Genomic DNA, 15,704 nt, shown 5'->3' on the forward strand with positions numbered 1-15,704 from the left:
GCGGGAAGATGCCTCAGCTCAATATCGAGAACCGGGACATTGAAAACGAGCGGCTCGAAATCAAGGCCGGGGACATTGGCTTCCTGGGTCCAAACCTGACGCTTCGGAATTGCACCCTGGTCCTGAGGGTTGCCGCGAGGAATCTGATTCTCATCGGCCCACGCCTCATCGACTGCACCATCGAGGTGAAACGGGAGCTGAAGAACTTCCCCTGGACCCATGCCAATCTGAAGGGCTGCCGATTCACGGGCACGATGACCGGCTGTGACTTCGGTCGCTGGCCCTACGATGAAAAGCCGGAGCGCGGCGGTATCGAGGACTGCGACTTCACGGGTGCACACCTGACCGCTTGTCGCTTCGTCGACTGCGACCCCGGCAGCCTGAAGCTCCCGTCCTGGCCCTGCTTCACCATCCTCGACCCCATGCGCCGCAACAAGGAACTGCTCGCGCTGCCCTGGCCGGGGACAACCCGCATCATGGTGGAGTCCTTCCTGATGTCCCCGCCGCAAACCGTAGCCGTGACGGACTCCGCCACTGCGCTCGCTAAACGCTTTGACACCAGCGAAGAAGCCATCCGTGCCGTCCTCGACCGCCTCGATGGCGTGATTCTCTGACCTTCCACCCGCACCCGGAGCGCCTCGACTCCACGGGCGGGCCGATGCTTCGATGCCCCCGCCACCCACGGGGGAACCGCCCGCCATGAAGCACCTGTTCCTGCTGACGTCCCTGCTCCTCACCGCGCTGCTCGGTGGGGGCTGTGCCTCCACGCCCACCCCGGCGAAGACGTACACCCCCGTCGACACCGGCCACGCCTTCCTCTGGGAGGTGAAGGACGGACACGGGCGCGGCGGCACTGCTTACGTCGTCGGCTCCATCCACATGGGCCGCGAGGGCGAGCTCACCCTCCCTCCCGCCATGGAGACCGCCTTCGCGAAGTCCGACGCGCTGGTCGTCGAGGTGGATGTCGGCAAGGTGGATGCCAACTCCATGGCGAAGCTCGTCATGGAGCTGGGCCGCCTCCCCGAGGGCCAGCGCCTCTCCCAGCGCCTGGACCCCGAGACAGTCACCCTCCTCAGCCGCGCCGCCGACCGCATGGGCCTGCAGCTCGACGGACTGGAGAGCCTGCGCCCGTGGCTCGCCGGCATGGTCCTCAGCGTCACCGAGCTGCAGCGCGCCGGCTACCAGCAGGGCCATGGCGTGGACCGCGCCTTCCTCGGCCGCGCCCGCGACGCCGGCAAGGCCATCCTCGAGCTGGAGACCGCCGAGGGACAGGTCCGCATGCTCGCCGGCACCCCGGACAAGCTCCAGGACCTCATGCTCCGCGACCAGCTCCGCCGCACCCAGGAGGCCGGCGCCGTCCTCGAACAGCTCGTCGCCGCCTGGAAGGCCGGGGACGCCGACGGCATGGCCTCCCTCATCCTCCAGGGCGCCAACGACGCCACCTACCGCCCCGTCTACGAGCGCATCTTCTTCGAGCGCAACGCGCAGATGGCCACCAGCGTGGACGCCCTCCTCGCCCAGCCCCGCACCCACTTCGTCGTCGTCGGCGCCGGCCACGTCGTCGGCCCCCAGGGCCTCGTCGCCCTCCTCCAGAAACAGGGCCACTCCGTCCGCCAGCTGCCACGCACCCCCGCCGCCGAGTGATGGCCTCGCGGCTCCTCGCGCACTCCGCCGCCGCGTGACGGCCCCGCGACGCCTCGCGCGGCACCCCACGTAGCGCCGCGCCGTCCCACGGCTGGCAGCACGGCCTACGCGCCCCGACGCTCGGGCGCCGTGGACCGCCTCGCCTCAGCCCCTCGGCCAGCGCCCCGCCCCACCGTCCACTCGCGCACACCGCGGGGCGACGACTTCGCCCCGTGGGGCAAGTCCCGGGTCCGCCATGGGGCATTCCCTTCCCATTTCCCCTCTGAAAACCCGCCAGGACCGCGTCCCACCCGCGCCTCCGCGGTGGCACCGTCCGTGCAATCCACGCCGGATGTGCCGCGAAGGCCTACCTGGCAGGGAGGCCCTTCCGCTCCAGCACCGCAGTGCACACCTGGGGAAATCCCGGGTTGCATCCTTGGTGCATCAAATTTAAATTAACTGCCGAAACCTCGAAGCACCTATAAAAATAAGGTCCGCCTACCCCATGCCCCTCGACGAACTCGACATCCGCATCGTCGACCAGCTGCAGCGCGACGGCCGCGCGACGCAGCTGGAGCTGTCGCGCGCGGTGGGGCTGTCGCAGCCGGCGGTGGCCGAGCGCATCCGGAAGCTGGAGGAGCGCGGCATCATCACCGGGTACACGGCGCGGGTGGACGCGTCGAAGCTCGGCAAGGACATCACCGCCTTCATCGGGGTGAGCGTCGAGCATCCCAAGTACTTCGAGGGCTTCGCGAAGAAGGTGCTCGCGCTGCCGGACGTCCTGGAGTGCCACCGCGTGGCCGGCCAGGACTCGTACATCCTCAAGGTCAAGACGGCGAACACGAAGACGCTCGACTCGCTCCTCGTGGAGACGCTGCGCACCATCGCCGGCGTCACCCGCACGCAGACGACCATCGTCCTGTCATCCATCAAGGAGGACACGCATGTGCGTGTCCCCGCCGAGCAGCTGAAAGGAGAGTGAATCGCATGAGCGCCGACGCGATGAGCGCCCCCCTTCCCCCGCCGCCCGTATGGCGGCTGGCCCAGCGGATGTCTCGCATCAAGACGTCCGCGGTCCGCGAAATCCTGAAGGTCGCCGAGCGGCCCGACATCCTCTCCTTCGCGGGAGGCCTGCCGGCCCCGGAGCTCTTCCCCGTGGAGGCCATCGCCGAGGCGCACGCCGAGGTGCTCGCCACCGAGGGCCGCGCGGCGCTCCAGTACAGCACCACCGAGGGCTTCGCCCCCCTGCGCGAGTGGATTTGCGGCCACCTCCAGAAGCGCGGCCGCGTGTCCACCGCGGACCAGGTCCTCATCACCAACGGCTCGCAGCAGGGCATCGACCTGGTGGCCAAGGTGCTGCTGGACCCGGGTGACCTCGTCGTCGTGGAGAACCCCAGCTACCTGGCGGCGCTCCAGACGTTCGGCGGCTACGAGGCGAAGTTCGCCACCGTGGGCAGCGACGACCAGGGCATGCGCACCGACGACCTGGAGCGCCTGCTGGCCACGCACCGGCCCAAGCTGGTGTACGTCGTCGCCAACTTCCAGAACCCCAAGGGCACCACCCTCTCGCTGGAGCGCCGGCGCGAGCTGGTGCGGCTGGCCCAGCGCCACCGCTTCCTCATCCTCGAGGACGACCCGTACGGCGAGCTGCGCTTCACCGGCGAGCACCTGCCGTCGCTGGCCGCCTTCGACGACGAGGGCGTCGTCGTGTCCCTGGGCACGTTCTCCAAGACGCTCGCCCCGGGCCTGCGCATCGGCTGGGTGGTGGGCCCGCGCGACTTCGTGCGCAACCTCACCGTGGCCAAGCAGTCCACGGACCTGCACACCGCCACGCTCGCCCAGCGCGCGGTGGCCAGGCTCCTCACCCGCTTCGACTACGGCGCCCACCTGGAGTCGCTGCGCCCCGTCTACGGCGAGCGCGCCAACGCCATGCTGGCCGCGCTCGAGGCCCACATGCCTGCGGGCACCAAGTGGACCACGCCCGAGGGCGGCATGTTCCTGTGGGTGGAGCTGCCCGAGGGCCTCAGCGGCGACCTGCTGCTGCCCAAGGCGATTGAGCAGAAGGTGGCCTTCGTGCCCGGCAGCCCCTTCTTCGCCAACAACCCGCGCCCGGAGTTCCTCCGCCTCAACTACTCCAACCGGCCGCCAGACCTGATTGCCGAGGGCATGCGCCGGCTGGGCGCCGTGATTGCCGCGGCCATGTAGGTCCATGGAAGAACCGTGCCGCGCCGCGTTGCAGCCCACGCGGCGCGTGCGGCTTCTCCCAAGTTGAAGCTTGATTCAGGTTTCAAGTCTCTCGCCGCTGGCCAGGACGGGCCCGGTTGCGTAGCCTGCGCCCACTTTCGAGGGTGGCGCGGGCTCGCGCCGCCCCCATTCGCGGAGAGAGACATGCAGCTCAAGGACCTCAAGATTGTCGTCACGGGTGGCGCCCAGGGCATGGGCGCGCACTTCGCGCAGCGGCTGCAGGAGGCTGGCGCGCAGGTGGCGGTGGGGGATGTGAACGAGGAGCGGCTCGCCGCCCTGCCCGCCGGCATCCACCGCCGCAAGCTGGACGTGTCCTCCGAGGAGGACGTGGTCTCCTTCGTCAGCTGGGCGCACGGGGCCATGGGCGGCCTCAACGGGCTCATCAACAACGCGGGCATCCTCCGGGACGCGCTGCTGGTGAAGAAGGACCGCACCACCGGCCAGGTGAAGAAGCTGTCCACGGCGGACTGGAATGCCGTCATCGGCGTCAACCTCACCGGCGCCACGCTGATGGTGCGCGAGGTGGTGGCGAAGATGGCGGAGACGGACGCCAAGGGCGGCGTCATCGTCAACATGTCGTCCATTGCCCGGCACGGCAACCGCGGCCAGTCCAACTACGTGTCCGCGAAGGCCGCGCTGGCCGCCAACACCGTCACCTGGTCTCGCGAGTTCGCCCCCTTCGGCATCCGCGTGGGCGCCGTGGCCCCGGGCATGATTGAGACGCCGATGACGCAGGGCATGAACCAGAAGGCCCGCGACGCGCTGGTGTCCAACATCCCCGTGGGCCGCATCGGCGTGCCCGAGGACATCTGGGTGGCCGTGAAGTTCATCATCGAGTGCGACTACTTCAACGGCCGCACCATCGACGTGGACGGCGGCCTCAACTTCTAGGCGGCTGTCTCCAGGCGGGGCCTGTGTCCGGGCCCCGCCGTGCCGAGCCTCACCTCACGCCGACGCCGTCCGGGCGGCGGAGCTCGCGCAGCAGGGCGGGCTCGTTCCCGTACAGCAGCTTGTAGGCGCTGTAGCTGCCGAGCACCTTCTTCACGTAGTCGCGCGTCTCCTCGAAGGCGATGTGCTCCACCCATTCGTCCAGCTCCGCCTGGGGCAGGGCCTGGCGCCAGCGCTCCACCGCGCGAGGGCCCGCGTTGTACGCGGCCACCGCGTAGGCCGTGTTGCCGCCGAACTGCTTGAGCAGCTGGCCCAGGTAGGCCGCGCCCAGCCGCACGTTCTGCGCGGGCTGGAGCAGCGTTGACTCACCCGCCAGGGGCACCTCCAGCGAGTCCGCCACCTGCCTCGCCGTGGCGGGCATGAGCTGGGCCAGGCCCAGCGCTCCCGTGGCGGAGCGTGCGCGCGGGTTGAAGCGGCTCTCCTCGCGGATGAGGCCCTGGAGCAGGTCCGGGTCCACTCGCGACGCCCGGCCGTAGCGCTCGATGAGGTTGCGGTAGGCGCGGGGCCACGTGGCCTCCCAGATGGGGCGGGACGCGGCACTCAGCGGGCCGTGCACCTCCTGGCGCAGGGAGGAGCGGGCCACCTGCCTCGCGGCCCGGCGCCGGCCCGTGCGCTGCACCGTCTGGTACAGCAGCCGCGCCGAGGACTCGGGCAGCGCGCGGGTGTCCACCGCGAGCAGCTCCTCCACCGAGCCGGGCAGCCCCAGCCGCAGCAGCTCCACGCCCGCCACGAAGCGCGCGTCCGCCTGGAGCGGGCCGGGCGCCAGCGGCCAGATTTCGGCGGGCTCCACCGGCTCGCCCGGCTCCACGGCCACGGCGCGCTCGACGGCGCCACGCGTGACCGGGCGGCCCGTGCCAGCAGCGGCAACGCCTACCGCGCTGTCCGGGCGCCCCGTGCCGGTGGAGGTACCTCCCGCGGAGCCACCCGTGCCGACGTAGACGAGGCCCGGAGTGCTCGAAGCACCGAGTCCGCCGCTGCCCGAGCCACTCGTGCCGGCGGAGGCAAGGCCTGGGGCGCTCACACCACCGGAGCCCCCTCCGGCGGCACCTGAGCCTCCAGTGCCGACGGAGGCAAGGCCTGGGGCACTCATGCCACCGGCCACTCCCGCGCTGCCAGGGCCACCGGAGGCCGCGGCGATGCCACCTGCTCCGCCCGCGCCACCGGTGCTCGCGGAGGCAGCGGAAGCAGCGGCGACGACTCCCACGGCGCCCGCCCCGCCGGTGCTCGCAGAGGCGACACCCGCCTTGCCGCCCGGGCCACCGCTACCGATGGAAGCAACGGCGGTGCTTCCCACTGCGCCCGCACCGCCGGTGCTCGCAGAGGCCACACCCGCCTTGCCCGAGCCACCCGTGCCCGCGGAGGCCACGGAGGCAGCTCCGGCGGAGACACCCGCGACGGCACCCAGAGTCACTCGCAGGCGAGCCATGCGCTCGGGCGCGAGCAGCGCCAGCCTCGAGCGGGCCAGCATCCCGTACCAGGCCGCCGGGCGCTCGACGGCGATGTGCTCGTAGCCGTCCAGCGCGGCGTTCGCGTTCGGCCCCGTCTCCTGCATGCGCGCCGTCCAGTAGCGCGCCCGCCACAGCGCCTCGTCGGTGCGCGCCGCCGCGGGCAGTGACTCCACCGCCTTCAGCGCGGTCAGCGCCGCGTCACGCTCATCCTTGCGGACATGCAGCCAGAAGGCCCGGAACAGCGCCTCCGAGGCGAAGTTGCCCGCCGGGTACCGCTTCGCCGTCTCCTCGTACCGCGCCATCGCCACGTCCGGCTGCCCGGTGCGCTGGAGGAACCACGCCTCGAAGAAGAGCGCGTCGTCCGCGTACCCGTGCTCCGGGTAGTCCCGCGCCAGCGTGGCGTAGGTCTGGATGGCCGCCTTCGGGTCCACCACCGACTGCGAGTACCCCAGCACGTAGAGCGCCAGCGGCCGCTGCTCCGGCGAGGTGCACTGCTCCACCATCGGCGCCAGCACCTGGATGGCCCGGCGGTGCTGCCGCTCCTTGCGCAGCGCCCGGCCGTACGTGAGGTGCGCGCGGCACGCCAGCTCGTCCGGCATCGACACGTGCGGCAGCACCCCGTTCAACAGCTCCATGCCCGCGTGGTTGCGGTGCAGCTCCACCAGCGCCTCGGCGCGGCGCACCCGCCACTTGATGGGCAGCGGCAGGCCCTTGAGCCGCTGGGCGGCACGCTGCGCCTCGCGCGACAGCGGGCTGGTGGCCCACACCTCCAGCAGCGCGCGGTGCTCCGCGTTGTACTGCCCCTGCGCGCGCGCCAGGTCACAGATGGCCAGCAGCGCCTTCATCCGGAGCGCGTCCGGACCGCGCGACTGGCGGCTGTCGATGAGCTCCTGCAATGCAGCGAGCGCACCGGAGATGTCCCGCTTGCGCTGGAGCACCTTCGACAGGCTGAAGCGTGCCTCCGGGTAGAGGGGCGAGCCCGGGCTCACCGCCCGGTACTGCTCCGCCGCCAGCTCCAGCCGGCGCAGCCGCTCGTTGGCGTGGGCCGCCCTCAGCAGACAGTGGTCCCGCAGGGCGGGGTAGTCACCGGACAGCGCCGCGAACTCCTCGGCCGCGACGGCGAAGTCCCCCATCCGCAGGGCCGCCTGTGCCAGGAGGAAGCGGACCTGCGGCGTGGCCGTCCCCTGGGCCAGCAGCGCCCGCGCCTTCTTGTAGCGGCCGCGGTCGAACTCCCACTTCGCCTTCGCGAGCGTCCCGTCCGCGAAGTACGGCGTCAGCTGCTCCGGCCCGAAGACCTCCGCGGACTCCGCGCCCGCGCTGGGCTGCGCCGCCGGCGTGTCCAGCAGCGCCTCGAGCTGCTCCTCCGAGAGCACCTCGCCAGGGCCTTCCTCCACGGACTCCTGCGCCCACGTGGGGCCCGCCCACAGCACGCCCGCGCACGTCAGGAACACCACCGCGCCTGCTCGAAGCCCGTCCATACCCGCCCTCTTCAGAAAATCTGGGCGACTATGGATTGTCACTGCCGGTGGGAACGGGACTGCCCTGCCTGACGACTTTTTTGCTCACGTCATCCAGGCGATATCGGCGCGACGCCCCTCCCGGAGCGGATGCACGAAACTCAACGGCTCGCGGACGCGGACGTGGGCGCGACTGGGAGTGAGTGGCCGGTGGGACCACCCGTCCGGCCGCCACGGCTGAAATCCGCACCGCCCACGTTCCGGGCCCCGCACCGTGATGCCTCCTGCAATCCGGCAACCGTACGCACGGGGTGTGCGACAACCCCCTGTCGGGCGAAGACCCGGAGCGAGCTCCGTTCATCCCCCGCTGGCCTACAAGTGAGGACACCACGATGAAGACCGCAACCGTGCTGGCAGCCCTGGGATGCATCGCCGTGAGCGCAGGAGGATGTGGCGGGGACTCGCAGACCCTGGGAGCGGGAACGGGCCTGGAGTTGGAGGACGGCATCCTCAGCGTCGCGTACGGCGACGGGCCGGGCAAGGCCGTGGAGGGCAACGACCCGCGACTCACCGACGCGCGTCCTCCCCTGCCCGGTAGCGGCGGCTACATCCAGAATGGGACGGAGCCCCAGGACGCCTCGTTCTCGCTCGCGGGAACGGGCAGCACGAATGGCCGGCTGACGACGAAGGCCAGCCTGCTCGTCGATGCGGCCACGGCCATTGACGACTCGACGGCCCTGCTCCGCGTCCAGAACACCGCGCCGCTCGGCGGGACCGAGTGGCTCAAGCAACCGCTCTTCATCGTGGACTCGGCGGGCGGCCTGCTGGCGCGAGGAGAGCTGGGCTTCGGGAAGATTCCCATGACGGGCAAGGGCCTGCGGCTCATGTGGCACCCGTTCAAGGCCGCGTTCCGCGCCGGCTCCGCCGAAGACCAGTGGGATGAGGCCAACGTGGGCTTCTACTCCTGGGCGGGAGGCAACCAGACCACGGCGAGCGCGTTCGGCTCCTTCGCCTTCGGGGACCAGTGCTCCACGAGTGGCACGGCCGCGGCGTGCTTCGGCAGCAGCAACCAGGCCAGCGGGACGGCGAGCTTCACCTCCGGCGCGTCTTCCATCGCGGGCGGGTTCGGCTCGGTGGCCATGGGCTTCACCAACGTCGCGGGCGGCCAGGGCTCGGTCGCCATCGGCTACCGGGTGGCGGCGAATGAGGACTATTCGATGGCGCTGGGGCACCGGGTGACGACGGCGACGCACACCGGCTCGTTCATCTGGGGTGACCAGTCGACCAACACCGTCTCCGCCAGCACCGCCAACAACCAGTTCATGGTGCGCGCCGCGGGCGGCGTGCGGCTGAGGACGAACAGCGCCCTCACCACGGGGTGCGACCTGCCGGCGGGCTCGGGCGTGTTCACCTGCACGTCGGACCGGGAGACGAAGGAGGACTTCCGCCGCATCGACGGCGAGGAGGTGCTGGCGAAGGTGGCGCGGCTGCCCGTCGAGAGCTGGCGCTACAGGGAGGAAGGCACCGGCGTGCGCCACCTGGGCCCCGTCGCCCAGGACTTCCGCGCGGCGTTCGGACTGGGGACCGATGACAAGAGCATCGGCCTGCTCGACATCGACGGCGTCAACATGGTCGCCATCCAGGCCCTGGAGCGGCGCACCCAGGAGCTGCGCGCGAAGAGCGCCGAGGTGGACGCACTGAGGGCCGAGCTCGCGGAGCTCAAGCGCGGCCTGTCCCGGCTGGAGGCCGCGGTCGAGCGCCGAAACATCCAGAGGTAATTGGATTGCATCCGTGTCGCGTCTTCCACTGTTCCACGGCAACCCGAGGTGAGCACCGGTCAACATCGCGCGGCGCGCAAAGCCAAACCACGGCTTTGCCTGATAGACAGGCAAAGCGCGCACGCGCACGTCCCCTGACTGGAGGCACTCCTTGCGACACCTCTTCTCTGTCTCTTCTTCACTTCCCGCGCTGATGGCGGGGCTGCTGCTGACCGCCTGCGGTGGGCCCGAGGGCCCCGCCGCCGAGGAGCTGGGGGAAGGCACGGGCGAACAGGCTGCGGCGCTGACGAGCCCCTCCGCTTCGATTTCGTGCGCCCGCACGTCCGGAATCGACATCAGCTGCACGGCCAATGCCTCGGGCGGTAGCGCGCCCTACGACCCGCAGTGGCAGAATCGCCGCCTCATGATGGGCCGGATCTACGTCGAGGGCTACGACTCGGGCGGCTACACCCGCGTCGTCGACTGCCTCACGCCGGAGCCGGGTGGCACCACGTTCTCGCTGACCATCCGGTTCAGGGTGTTCGACGCGAACGGCGCCGTCTCCAATGAAGCGCAGGCTGGCCCCTTCGAGTGCGCCTTCTGATGAGGCGCTGCCACGCCAGGTAGCCGCTGCATCGCGCCGCCTCTCCATACGCGGGGCGGCGCGGGTCTTCAGCCCGCCTTCGCCAGGGGCATCGGCATGGCGGGTGCTTCGTCCCAGCCCAGGTGCAGCCGCAGGTCGCCGTGCCCGCAGCACGTGCAGCGGTTCCGGGCGTGAAGGCCCAGCCGGTGAAGCAGCGCCCGTGCATTCTCGCGCCACAGGGACGGGCCGGCGAACAGGCCCGGCGTCACCCACCATGCGTTGAGCGACAGCGAGTCCTCCAGCGAGGACACGTCGTGCCACCAGCCGGGCGGCAGCAGCAGCACCTCTCCGGGATTGATGACGGCCTCGTAGCCCTGAGCATGTGCCGCCTCGGGGTGCCGGGCGAGGTCCGGCCGGGCGACCCGCACCTCGCTGAAGACGGTGGTCCACTCGAAGACGTCCGACGGGTAGAGCCGGGCCGAGTCCTCGGGCGGAAAGAGGATGAAGCGCTTGCGGCCACGCAGCACCGCGTGGAGGTTGATGGCGTCGATGTCGTAGTGCAGCGGCGTGTGCGCGCCCTTGCGGCCCATCCACAGCCCCGTCTTCGGCAGCCCCATGCCCGAGGGGAACAGGGGACGGAAGTCGAAGTCCTCGCGCAGCCTGTTGGAGCCGCCGAGCACGGAGGCGTCATAGGCGAAGTACAGGTCGGGCCCGCCGTCGGCCAGCGGGCCTCGGCCCTCCAGCCCGTCCACGTACGTCCCCAGCGTGGCCTTCAGGGCGTTGCGCCGGGTGAAGCGGTGCAGCCACACCTCCTGCTCGCCGCACACGTCGCGGAAGTACGCGGGCGTCCACTTGCGCAGCGCGGGCCAGTCGGAAATGGCGCGTGTGAGGATGACGGGCGTGGTGCGCTTCGCGAGCGCTTCGGGCGACAGCCGCGCCACGCGCTCCACCTGCGTCCAGGGCTTCATCCCGGTGCTCGGCTTGCGGACTGACACCGCGTCCATGGCGTGTCCCTGCACATCGAGCGGCTTCACCCCGGTGCTCAGCTTGTGGATGGACGCTGCGTCCATGGCGTGTCCCCGCGAATCCGAGGGCTTCATCCCATCACCTCCCGCGCCGCCACCGGCGCACCGAGCCTCCGCTTCGCCCACGCGGTGAGCCCCACCGCGCTCAGCGCCGTGAGCCCCACCGTCACCCAGAGCCCGAGCGAGCCGCCTCCGCCCTCCACCATTCCCGCAGCCCCATGTCCCAGGATGAGGAAGAGCAGCGTGGCCGGCAGGCTCCCCACCGCCGTGCCCGCAAGGAAGGCCGCCGGGCTCACCCGCGTCAGCCCCAGCGCGTAGTTGAGCGCGCCATACGGAGCCAGCGGCGACAGGCGCAGCAGGCACACTGCTCCGAAGCCCCCCTCACCCAGCGCCGCGTCCAGCCGCGCCAGTCCGGGGAAGCGCTCGCTCATCCGTGCGAAGGGGCCCCGTGCCAGCCGCGCGACGTAGAAGGCCACCAGGTCCACGCCCAGGCTGAGCAACATCAGCAGCAGGCCGCCACCCCATGGGCCATAGAGCGCACCGGCGATGAGGGTGAAGGGCGTGGTGGGCAGCAGCAGCAACGTGGCCACGCTGTACGCGAGGCTGAAGAGGACCGCGCCCCGCGGGCCCGACGCGCGCACCGTGTCCAGCACCGGCAGCGCGCCCTCGGCCAGCGGACGCAGCAGCAGCAGCGTCGCCACGACGCCCAGCAGCATCAACAGCGCGGGCAGGTGGCGCTTCATGCGTGCTCCTTGAAGGGATGGCGGGCCGTCCAGCGCGGCTGCACGAGCGGGAGGAGGCTCTTCGCCAGCGGGTACAGCAGCGGCTCGCGGTGGCGCGTGAAGAGGTTCAGCGCCACCGGCTCGGCGCCCAGCGCGCTCTTGCGCTCCAGCGAGGTGCGACCGAACTGAACCCGGTGCGCGCCCGTGTCGATGCCGTACTCCACGTCGTCCAGCATCGCGTTGAAGTAGAGCGCCAGTCGCTCGTTGTGTGCGTAGTCCAGGCCCAGGTAGTAGCTCTCCAGCTCGTCGCCCGCGCGCAGGCGGCTGTTGAAGGCCACCAGGTCTCCGCGCTCGAAGTAGCCGACGAAGTCGAAGGCGTCTCCCAGCGCCTCCTTGAGCTGCACGAAGTACGACGCCCCCACCTTCGAGGGACGCAGCCGCGAGCGCTGGAGGACCGCGCCGTACAGCGCCTCCACCTTCGGACCGGAGTCCGCAATCTGCCCAGCGCTCAGGCTCCGTCGCTCCACGCCCTCGAACTGGCGCCGCACGCGCCGGGCCTGCGCGCGGTACTTGGTGGTGAGGTCGCCCAGGTAGTCCTCGAAGCGCCGCCACGTGGGGCGCACGGTGAGCACCATGGTGGGCTCCACCTGGATGCAGTCCAGCCCCGCGCGCTCCAGTGCGCGGTTGGCACCGTGCGCGTCCGGCGCGAGGTCCTTCACCAGCACCATCGTCACCCGCTCGCGCGCCTGGAGGACGTCCACCGCCTCGGCCAGCGCGGACCAGGCTCGCTCCGAGTCCAGCTCCGGCCGGTGCGCGAAGCCATGCGGGCCGCACACGAAGAGGTTGCCGCAGATGAGGACCCGCGCGCGCATGCGCCCCAGCACGCGCTTGAGCTGCGCGCGCACGAAGAAGGACGTGCCCGCCGACTCCGCGCCCTCGGCCAGCAGGTTGGGCCCGAAGCTGTCCATGCCGAAGTCCACGCACTGGAAGCTCGCCACCGCCACCGGGCGGTCCTGCTCGCGGAAGAGGGCGTAGAAGAACGTCATGCGCTCGGGGCGGCTGCGCTCCAGGGCTCGCAGGTACGTGGGCTGGAGGAAGACGTGCCCGGCGTCCACCACCGTGCGCCAGTCCGCGTCCGGCAGGGCCTCCGCGGTGGAGTACAGCTCACAGTGCAGGCCGCTCGCCGCGACGGTGTTGCCAGGGGTCCGCGAATACCTCGCGGCCGAGGAGTGCTTCATCGCCAGTTGCATGAGGGTCTCCGTGCAGTGCGCTTCCTGGGAGGCCACCAACGCAACCGCCGTGCCGCGTCACCGTGATGGGCCAGGTGCGCGGTTTTCCTGGAGATGGCCTGCGCACGGAGACCCGGCGCGTGTGCAGCCCGTCGCACACCGCGCGACGCGGGTGACGGTGGCGCCTGGCGTCACGGGCTGCACGGTGGCCGTCCTCACCGGCAAGCAGGCGTACGGAGACTCTGAGTCATCAATGACATGGGGTCGGTGGGGGACGTTGTCAGTCGGCCTGGGGCTGCGCCGTGGGTGCGCTGGAACCCGAAGGCTCGAATCGAGGCACACACTGACGAACGCGGAGCGGCAGGAGCGTGGTACCGGTGGTCGGATGGTCTCGGTGGATGGCAGACAGCTGCCGCTCACCGCCGTGGCACTGAGAGCGGAGGCGCAGGGGGGCATTGCCCGCGTCACGCTCACCCAGCAGTTCCAGAATCCCTACGCGGAGCCGCTCCAGGTCAGCTACCAGGTACCGATGCCGGCGGACGGCGCGGTGGCGGGGTACGCGTTCCGAATCGGTGAGCGCCGCATCGTGGGCGAGGTCGACAAGGTGCAGGCCGCGCGTGAGCGCTTCGACCAGGCGCTGGTCTCCGGCAGGACGGCGGCGCTGCTCACGCAGGAGCGGACCAGCCTCTTCACGCAGGAGCTGGGCAATGTGCCTCCGGGCCAGCCGCTCACCGTCGAGCTGACCGTGGACCAGCGCCTGCGCTGGCTGTCCGAGGGAATGTGGGAATGGCGGTTCCCCACCGTCGTCGCACCTCGCTACCTGGGCGCGGAGGGGCACACTCCGGATGCGGACCGCATCTGCGTGGACGTGGCCAGTGGGCCCACGGGCCTCGGCGTCACGTTCGAGCTGTCCATCGGAGATGTGCTCTTGGATGGACGCGAGCCCGAGTGTCCGAGCCATCCGGTGCGCTGCTCGCATGAGACGGGGAAGGCAGTGGCTCGGCTGGAGCAGGGCGCGTTGCTGGACCGGGACATCGTGGTGCGGTGGCCTGTGGCCACGCCCGAGGCCGGTGTGCGACTGCATGGGGCTCGGCTGGAAGGGCGGTTGGCGGAGAGTGCGTTCGGGCTGCTCACGCTGGTGCCGCCCGCAGTGAAGCCGGCGGGGATGGCTCGGGACCTCGTCATCCTGCTGGACGTGAGCGGCTCCATGGGTGGACCTCCGCTGGAGTACTGCAAGCGCGTCATCTGCTCGCTCATCGACACGCTGGAGGAGCGGGACTCGCTGGAGCTGTTGGTGTTCAGCAGCCAGGTGCGGCGCTGGACTGGGGGGCCCGTGCCCGCGAATGAGGTCATGCGGGGCGAGGCCATGTCCTGGGTGCGGAAGCTGGCCGTGGGCGGTGCAACCCACATGCACCAGGGCATCCAGGAGGCCCTCCGTCCGCTGCGTCCGGACAGCCAGCGTCAGGTGCTGCTCTTCACCGACGGCTTCATCGGCTTCGAGCAGGACATCGTGAGTCACCTCCTCTGGCACCTGCCTCGCGGTTCGCGGCTGCACACGGTGGGCGTGGGGTCGTCGGTGAACCGCTCGCTTACCCAGGCCGCGGCGCGGGCGGGGCGGGGCGTGGAGGTGCTCATCGGGCTGGACGAGGACGTGGAGCGCGGCACCGCCCGGCTCATCGCGGCGACCCGGGCTCCCGTGGTGGTGGAGGTCACCGTGGAGGGGGACGCCGTCGAGGACGTGGCGCCCGCTTCGGTGACGGACCTGCTGGCGGGGGCGCCGGTGCTCCTGTCGCTCAAGCTGCGCCCGGAGGGCGGGCCGCTCACGGTGAGAGGACGGACTCCCGAAGGTTCATGGGAGAGACGGCTCCTGGTTCCTCCGCTGCGTCCGGGAGAGGGCAGCCCGGCCATCGCGGCGCTGTATGCGCGGGAGAAGGTGGAAGACCTCTCGATGCGGATTGCCGGAGGTGCTCCGCGCGAGGAGATGGAGCCGAGCATCGAGCGGCTCGGACTGGAGCATCGGATTGCCACGGCGCTGACGGCCTGGATTGCAGTGAGCGAGGAGCCCACCGTGGATGCCACCGCGCCCACCCGGCGTGAGGTGATGCCACAGGAATTGCCGCATGGGATGTCCGCGAGCGGTCTGGGGCTCCAGCTCTCGGGAGGGATGGTATCGCGACCACTCATCCAGGTGAGGCGGATAGCACCGGCGGCTTCTGGGGCGGAACCGCCCTCTCCTCCTGAGTTCCTGGGACGGGCACCCATCAGGGCGTTCATGGTGGTGACCGAGGAACCGGAGCGCACGGAGCGCCCGCGGCGCAAGCCCAAGCGCAGTGGGCATCGCCGCGATGAGGTGGATGTGGCACCGGAACAGGGCCCCATCGTTCTGCGGGGACGCAGGCTGGGCGCGTCCGACGGGCTCGACACGCTGGAGCTCCAATGCGAGGCCTTGTTCTGGGACCCGGGTGTCACGTTCGAGGCGGAGCTCGCTGACGGCACGCGCATCACGCTCGACGTGGACCTGACGACGAGCACGCGGAAGATGCTCGTCACACACGGTCAGCAGGTGCGGCTCCGTTTCAAGTCCGTGCCCAGCGAAGTGGTCATGCTGCGCTGGACCTGCAACGACGTGGAGTACGTCGTGGCGTTATGATGGCGAGTTCCTGATGGT

The 15,704-nt window shown here is 70.7% G+C and carries 12 protein-coding genes; 8 read left to right on the plus strand and 4 right to left on the minus strand.

Going from position 1 to position 15,704, the window contains the following annotated elements; translation table 11 throughout:
* Positions 1 to 8: 8 nt before the first annotated feature.
* The 5 genes from LXT23_RS05530 to LXT23_RS05550 all read left to right on the plus strand — a co-directional run bounded on the left by LXT23_RS05530 (position 9) and on the right by LXT23_RS05550 (position 4,758).
* The gene (locus LXT23_RS05530) at positions 9 to 614 is read left to right on the plus strand and encodes a pentapeptide repeat-containing protein (RefSeq protein ID WP_253979007.1); all 606 of its coding nucleotides are present in this window, start codon (positions 9 to 11) and stop codon (positions 612 to 614) included.
* Between the two features lie 85 nt (positions 615 to 699).
* The gene (locus LXT23_RS05535) at positions 700 to 1,644 is read left to right on the plus strand and encodes a TraB/GumN family protein (RefSeq protein ID WP_253979008.1); all 945 of its coding nucleotides are present in this window, start codon (positions 700 to 702) and stop codon (positions 1,642 to 1,644) included.
* 484 nt (positions 1,645 to 2,128) lie between these two features.
* Positions 2,129 to 2,605, plus strand: a complete 477-nt coding sequence (locus LXT23_RS05540) for an Lrp/AsnC family transcriptional regulator (RefSeq protein ID WP_253979009.1) — start codon at positions 2,129 to 2,131, stop codon at positions 2,603 to 2,605.
* A gap of 5 nt (positions 2,606 to 2,610) precedes the next feature.
* Positions 2,611 to 3,828, plus strand: coding sequence for an aminotransferase-like domain-containing protein (locus LXT23_RS05545; protein WP_253979010.1), 1,218 nt, complete (start codon positions 2,611 to 2,613; stop codon positions 3,826 to 3,828).
* Between the two features lie 183 nt (positions 3,829 to 4,011).
* Positions 4,012 to 4,758, plus strand: coding sequence for an SDR family oxidoreductase (locus LXT23_RS05550; protein WP_253979011.1), 747 nt, complete (start codon positions 4,012 to 4,014; stop codon positions 4,756 to 4,758).
* A 49-nt stretch (positions 4,759 to 4,807) separates the two neighbouring features.
* Here LXT23_RS05550 and LXT23_RS05555 read toward each other — a convergent pair whose 3' ends face one another.
* The gene (locus LXT23_RS05555) at positions 4,808 to 7,741 is read right to left on the minus strand and encodes a transglycosylase SLT domain-containing protein (protein ID WP_253979012.1); all 2,934 of its coding nucleotides are present in this window, start codon (positions 7,739 to 7,741) and stop codon (positions 4,808 to 4,810) included.
* 371 nt (positions 7,742 to 8,112) lie between these two features.
* On the opposite strand from LXT23_RS05555, the gene LXT23_RS05560 reads away from it, so the two are divergent.
* A complete protein-coding gene (locus tag LXT23_RS05560; protein ID WP_253979013.1) occupies positions 8,113 to 9,498 on the plus strand; it encodes a tail fiber domain-containing protein in 1,386 nt (461 codons plus the stop codon).
* Positions 9,499 to 9,649: 151 nt separating this feature from the next.
* Positions 9,650 to 10,081 (plus strand): hypothetical protein, encoded by a 432-nt coding sequence (locus LXT23_RS05565; protein WP_253979014.1) that lies wholly within the window; start codon positions 9,650 to 9,652, stop codon positions 10,079 to 10,081.
* Positions 10,082 to 10,149: 68 nt separating this feature from the next.
* On the opposite strand, the gene LXT23_RS05570 is transcribed toward LXT23_RS05565, so the two are convergent.
* From LXT23_RS05570 to LXT23_RS05580, 3 genes are read right to left on the minus strand one after another with little or no spacing between them, the layout of a single operon-like run.
* Positions 10,150 to 11,160, minus strand: a complete 1,011-nt coding sequence (locus tag LXT23_RS05570; protein ID WP_253979015.1) for a cupin-like domain-containing protein — start codon at positions 11,158 to 11,160, stop codon at positions 10,150 to 10,152.
* The gene (locus tag LXT23_RS05575) at positions 11,157 to 11,828 is read right to left on the minus strand and encodes a TVP38/TMEM64 family protein (protein ID WP_253979016.1); all 672 of its coding nucleotides are present in this window, start codon (positions 11,826 to 11,828) and stop codon (positions 11,157 to 11,159) included. The genes LXT23_RS05570 and LXT23_RS05575 overlap by 4 nt, the downstream gene beginning before the upstream one ends.
* Positions 11,825 to 13,057, minus strand: a complete 1,233-nt coding sequence (locus LXT23_RS05580; RefSeq protein WP_253979017.1) for a hypothetical protein — start codon at positions 13,055 to 13,057, stop codon at positions 11,825 to 11,827. Before LXT23_RS05580 ends, LXT23_RS05575 begins: the two co-directional genes overlap by 4 nt.
* A 373-nt stretch (positions 13,058 to 13,430) precedes the next feature.
* On the opposite strand from LXT23_RS05580, the gene LXT23_RS05585 reads away from it, so the two are divergent.
* Positions 13,431 to 15,686 (plus strand): VIT domain-containing protein, encoded by a 2,256-nt coding sequence (locus LXT23_RS05585; RefSeq protein ID WP_253979018.1) that lies wholly within the window; start codon positions 13,431 to 13,433, stop codon positions 15,684 to 15,686.
* Positions 15,687 to 15,704 lie beyond the last annotated feature (18 nt).

The organism is Pyxidicoccus xibeiensis (assembly GCF_024198175.1).
Taxonomy (GTDB): domain Bacteria; phylum Myxococcota; class Myxococcia; order Myxococcales; family Myxococcaceae; genus Myxococcus; species Myxococcus xibeiensis.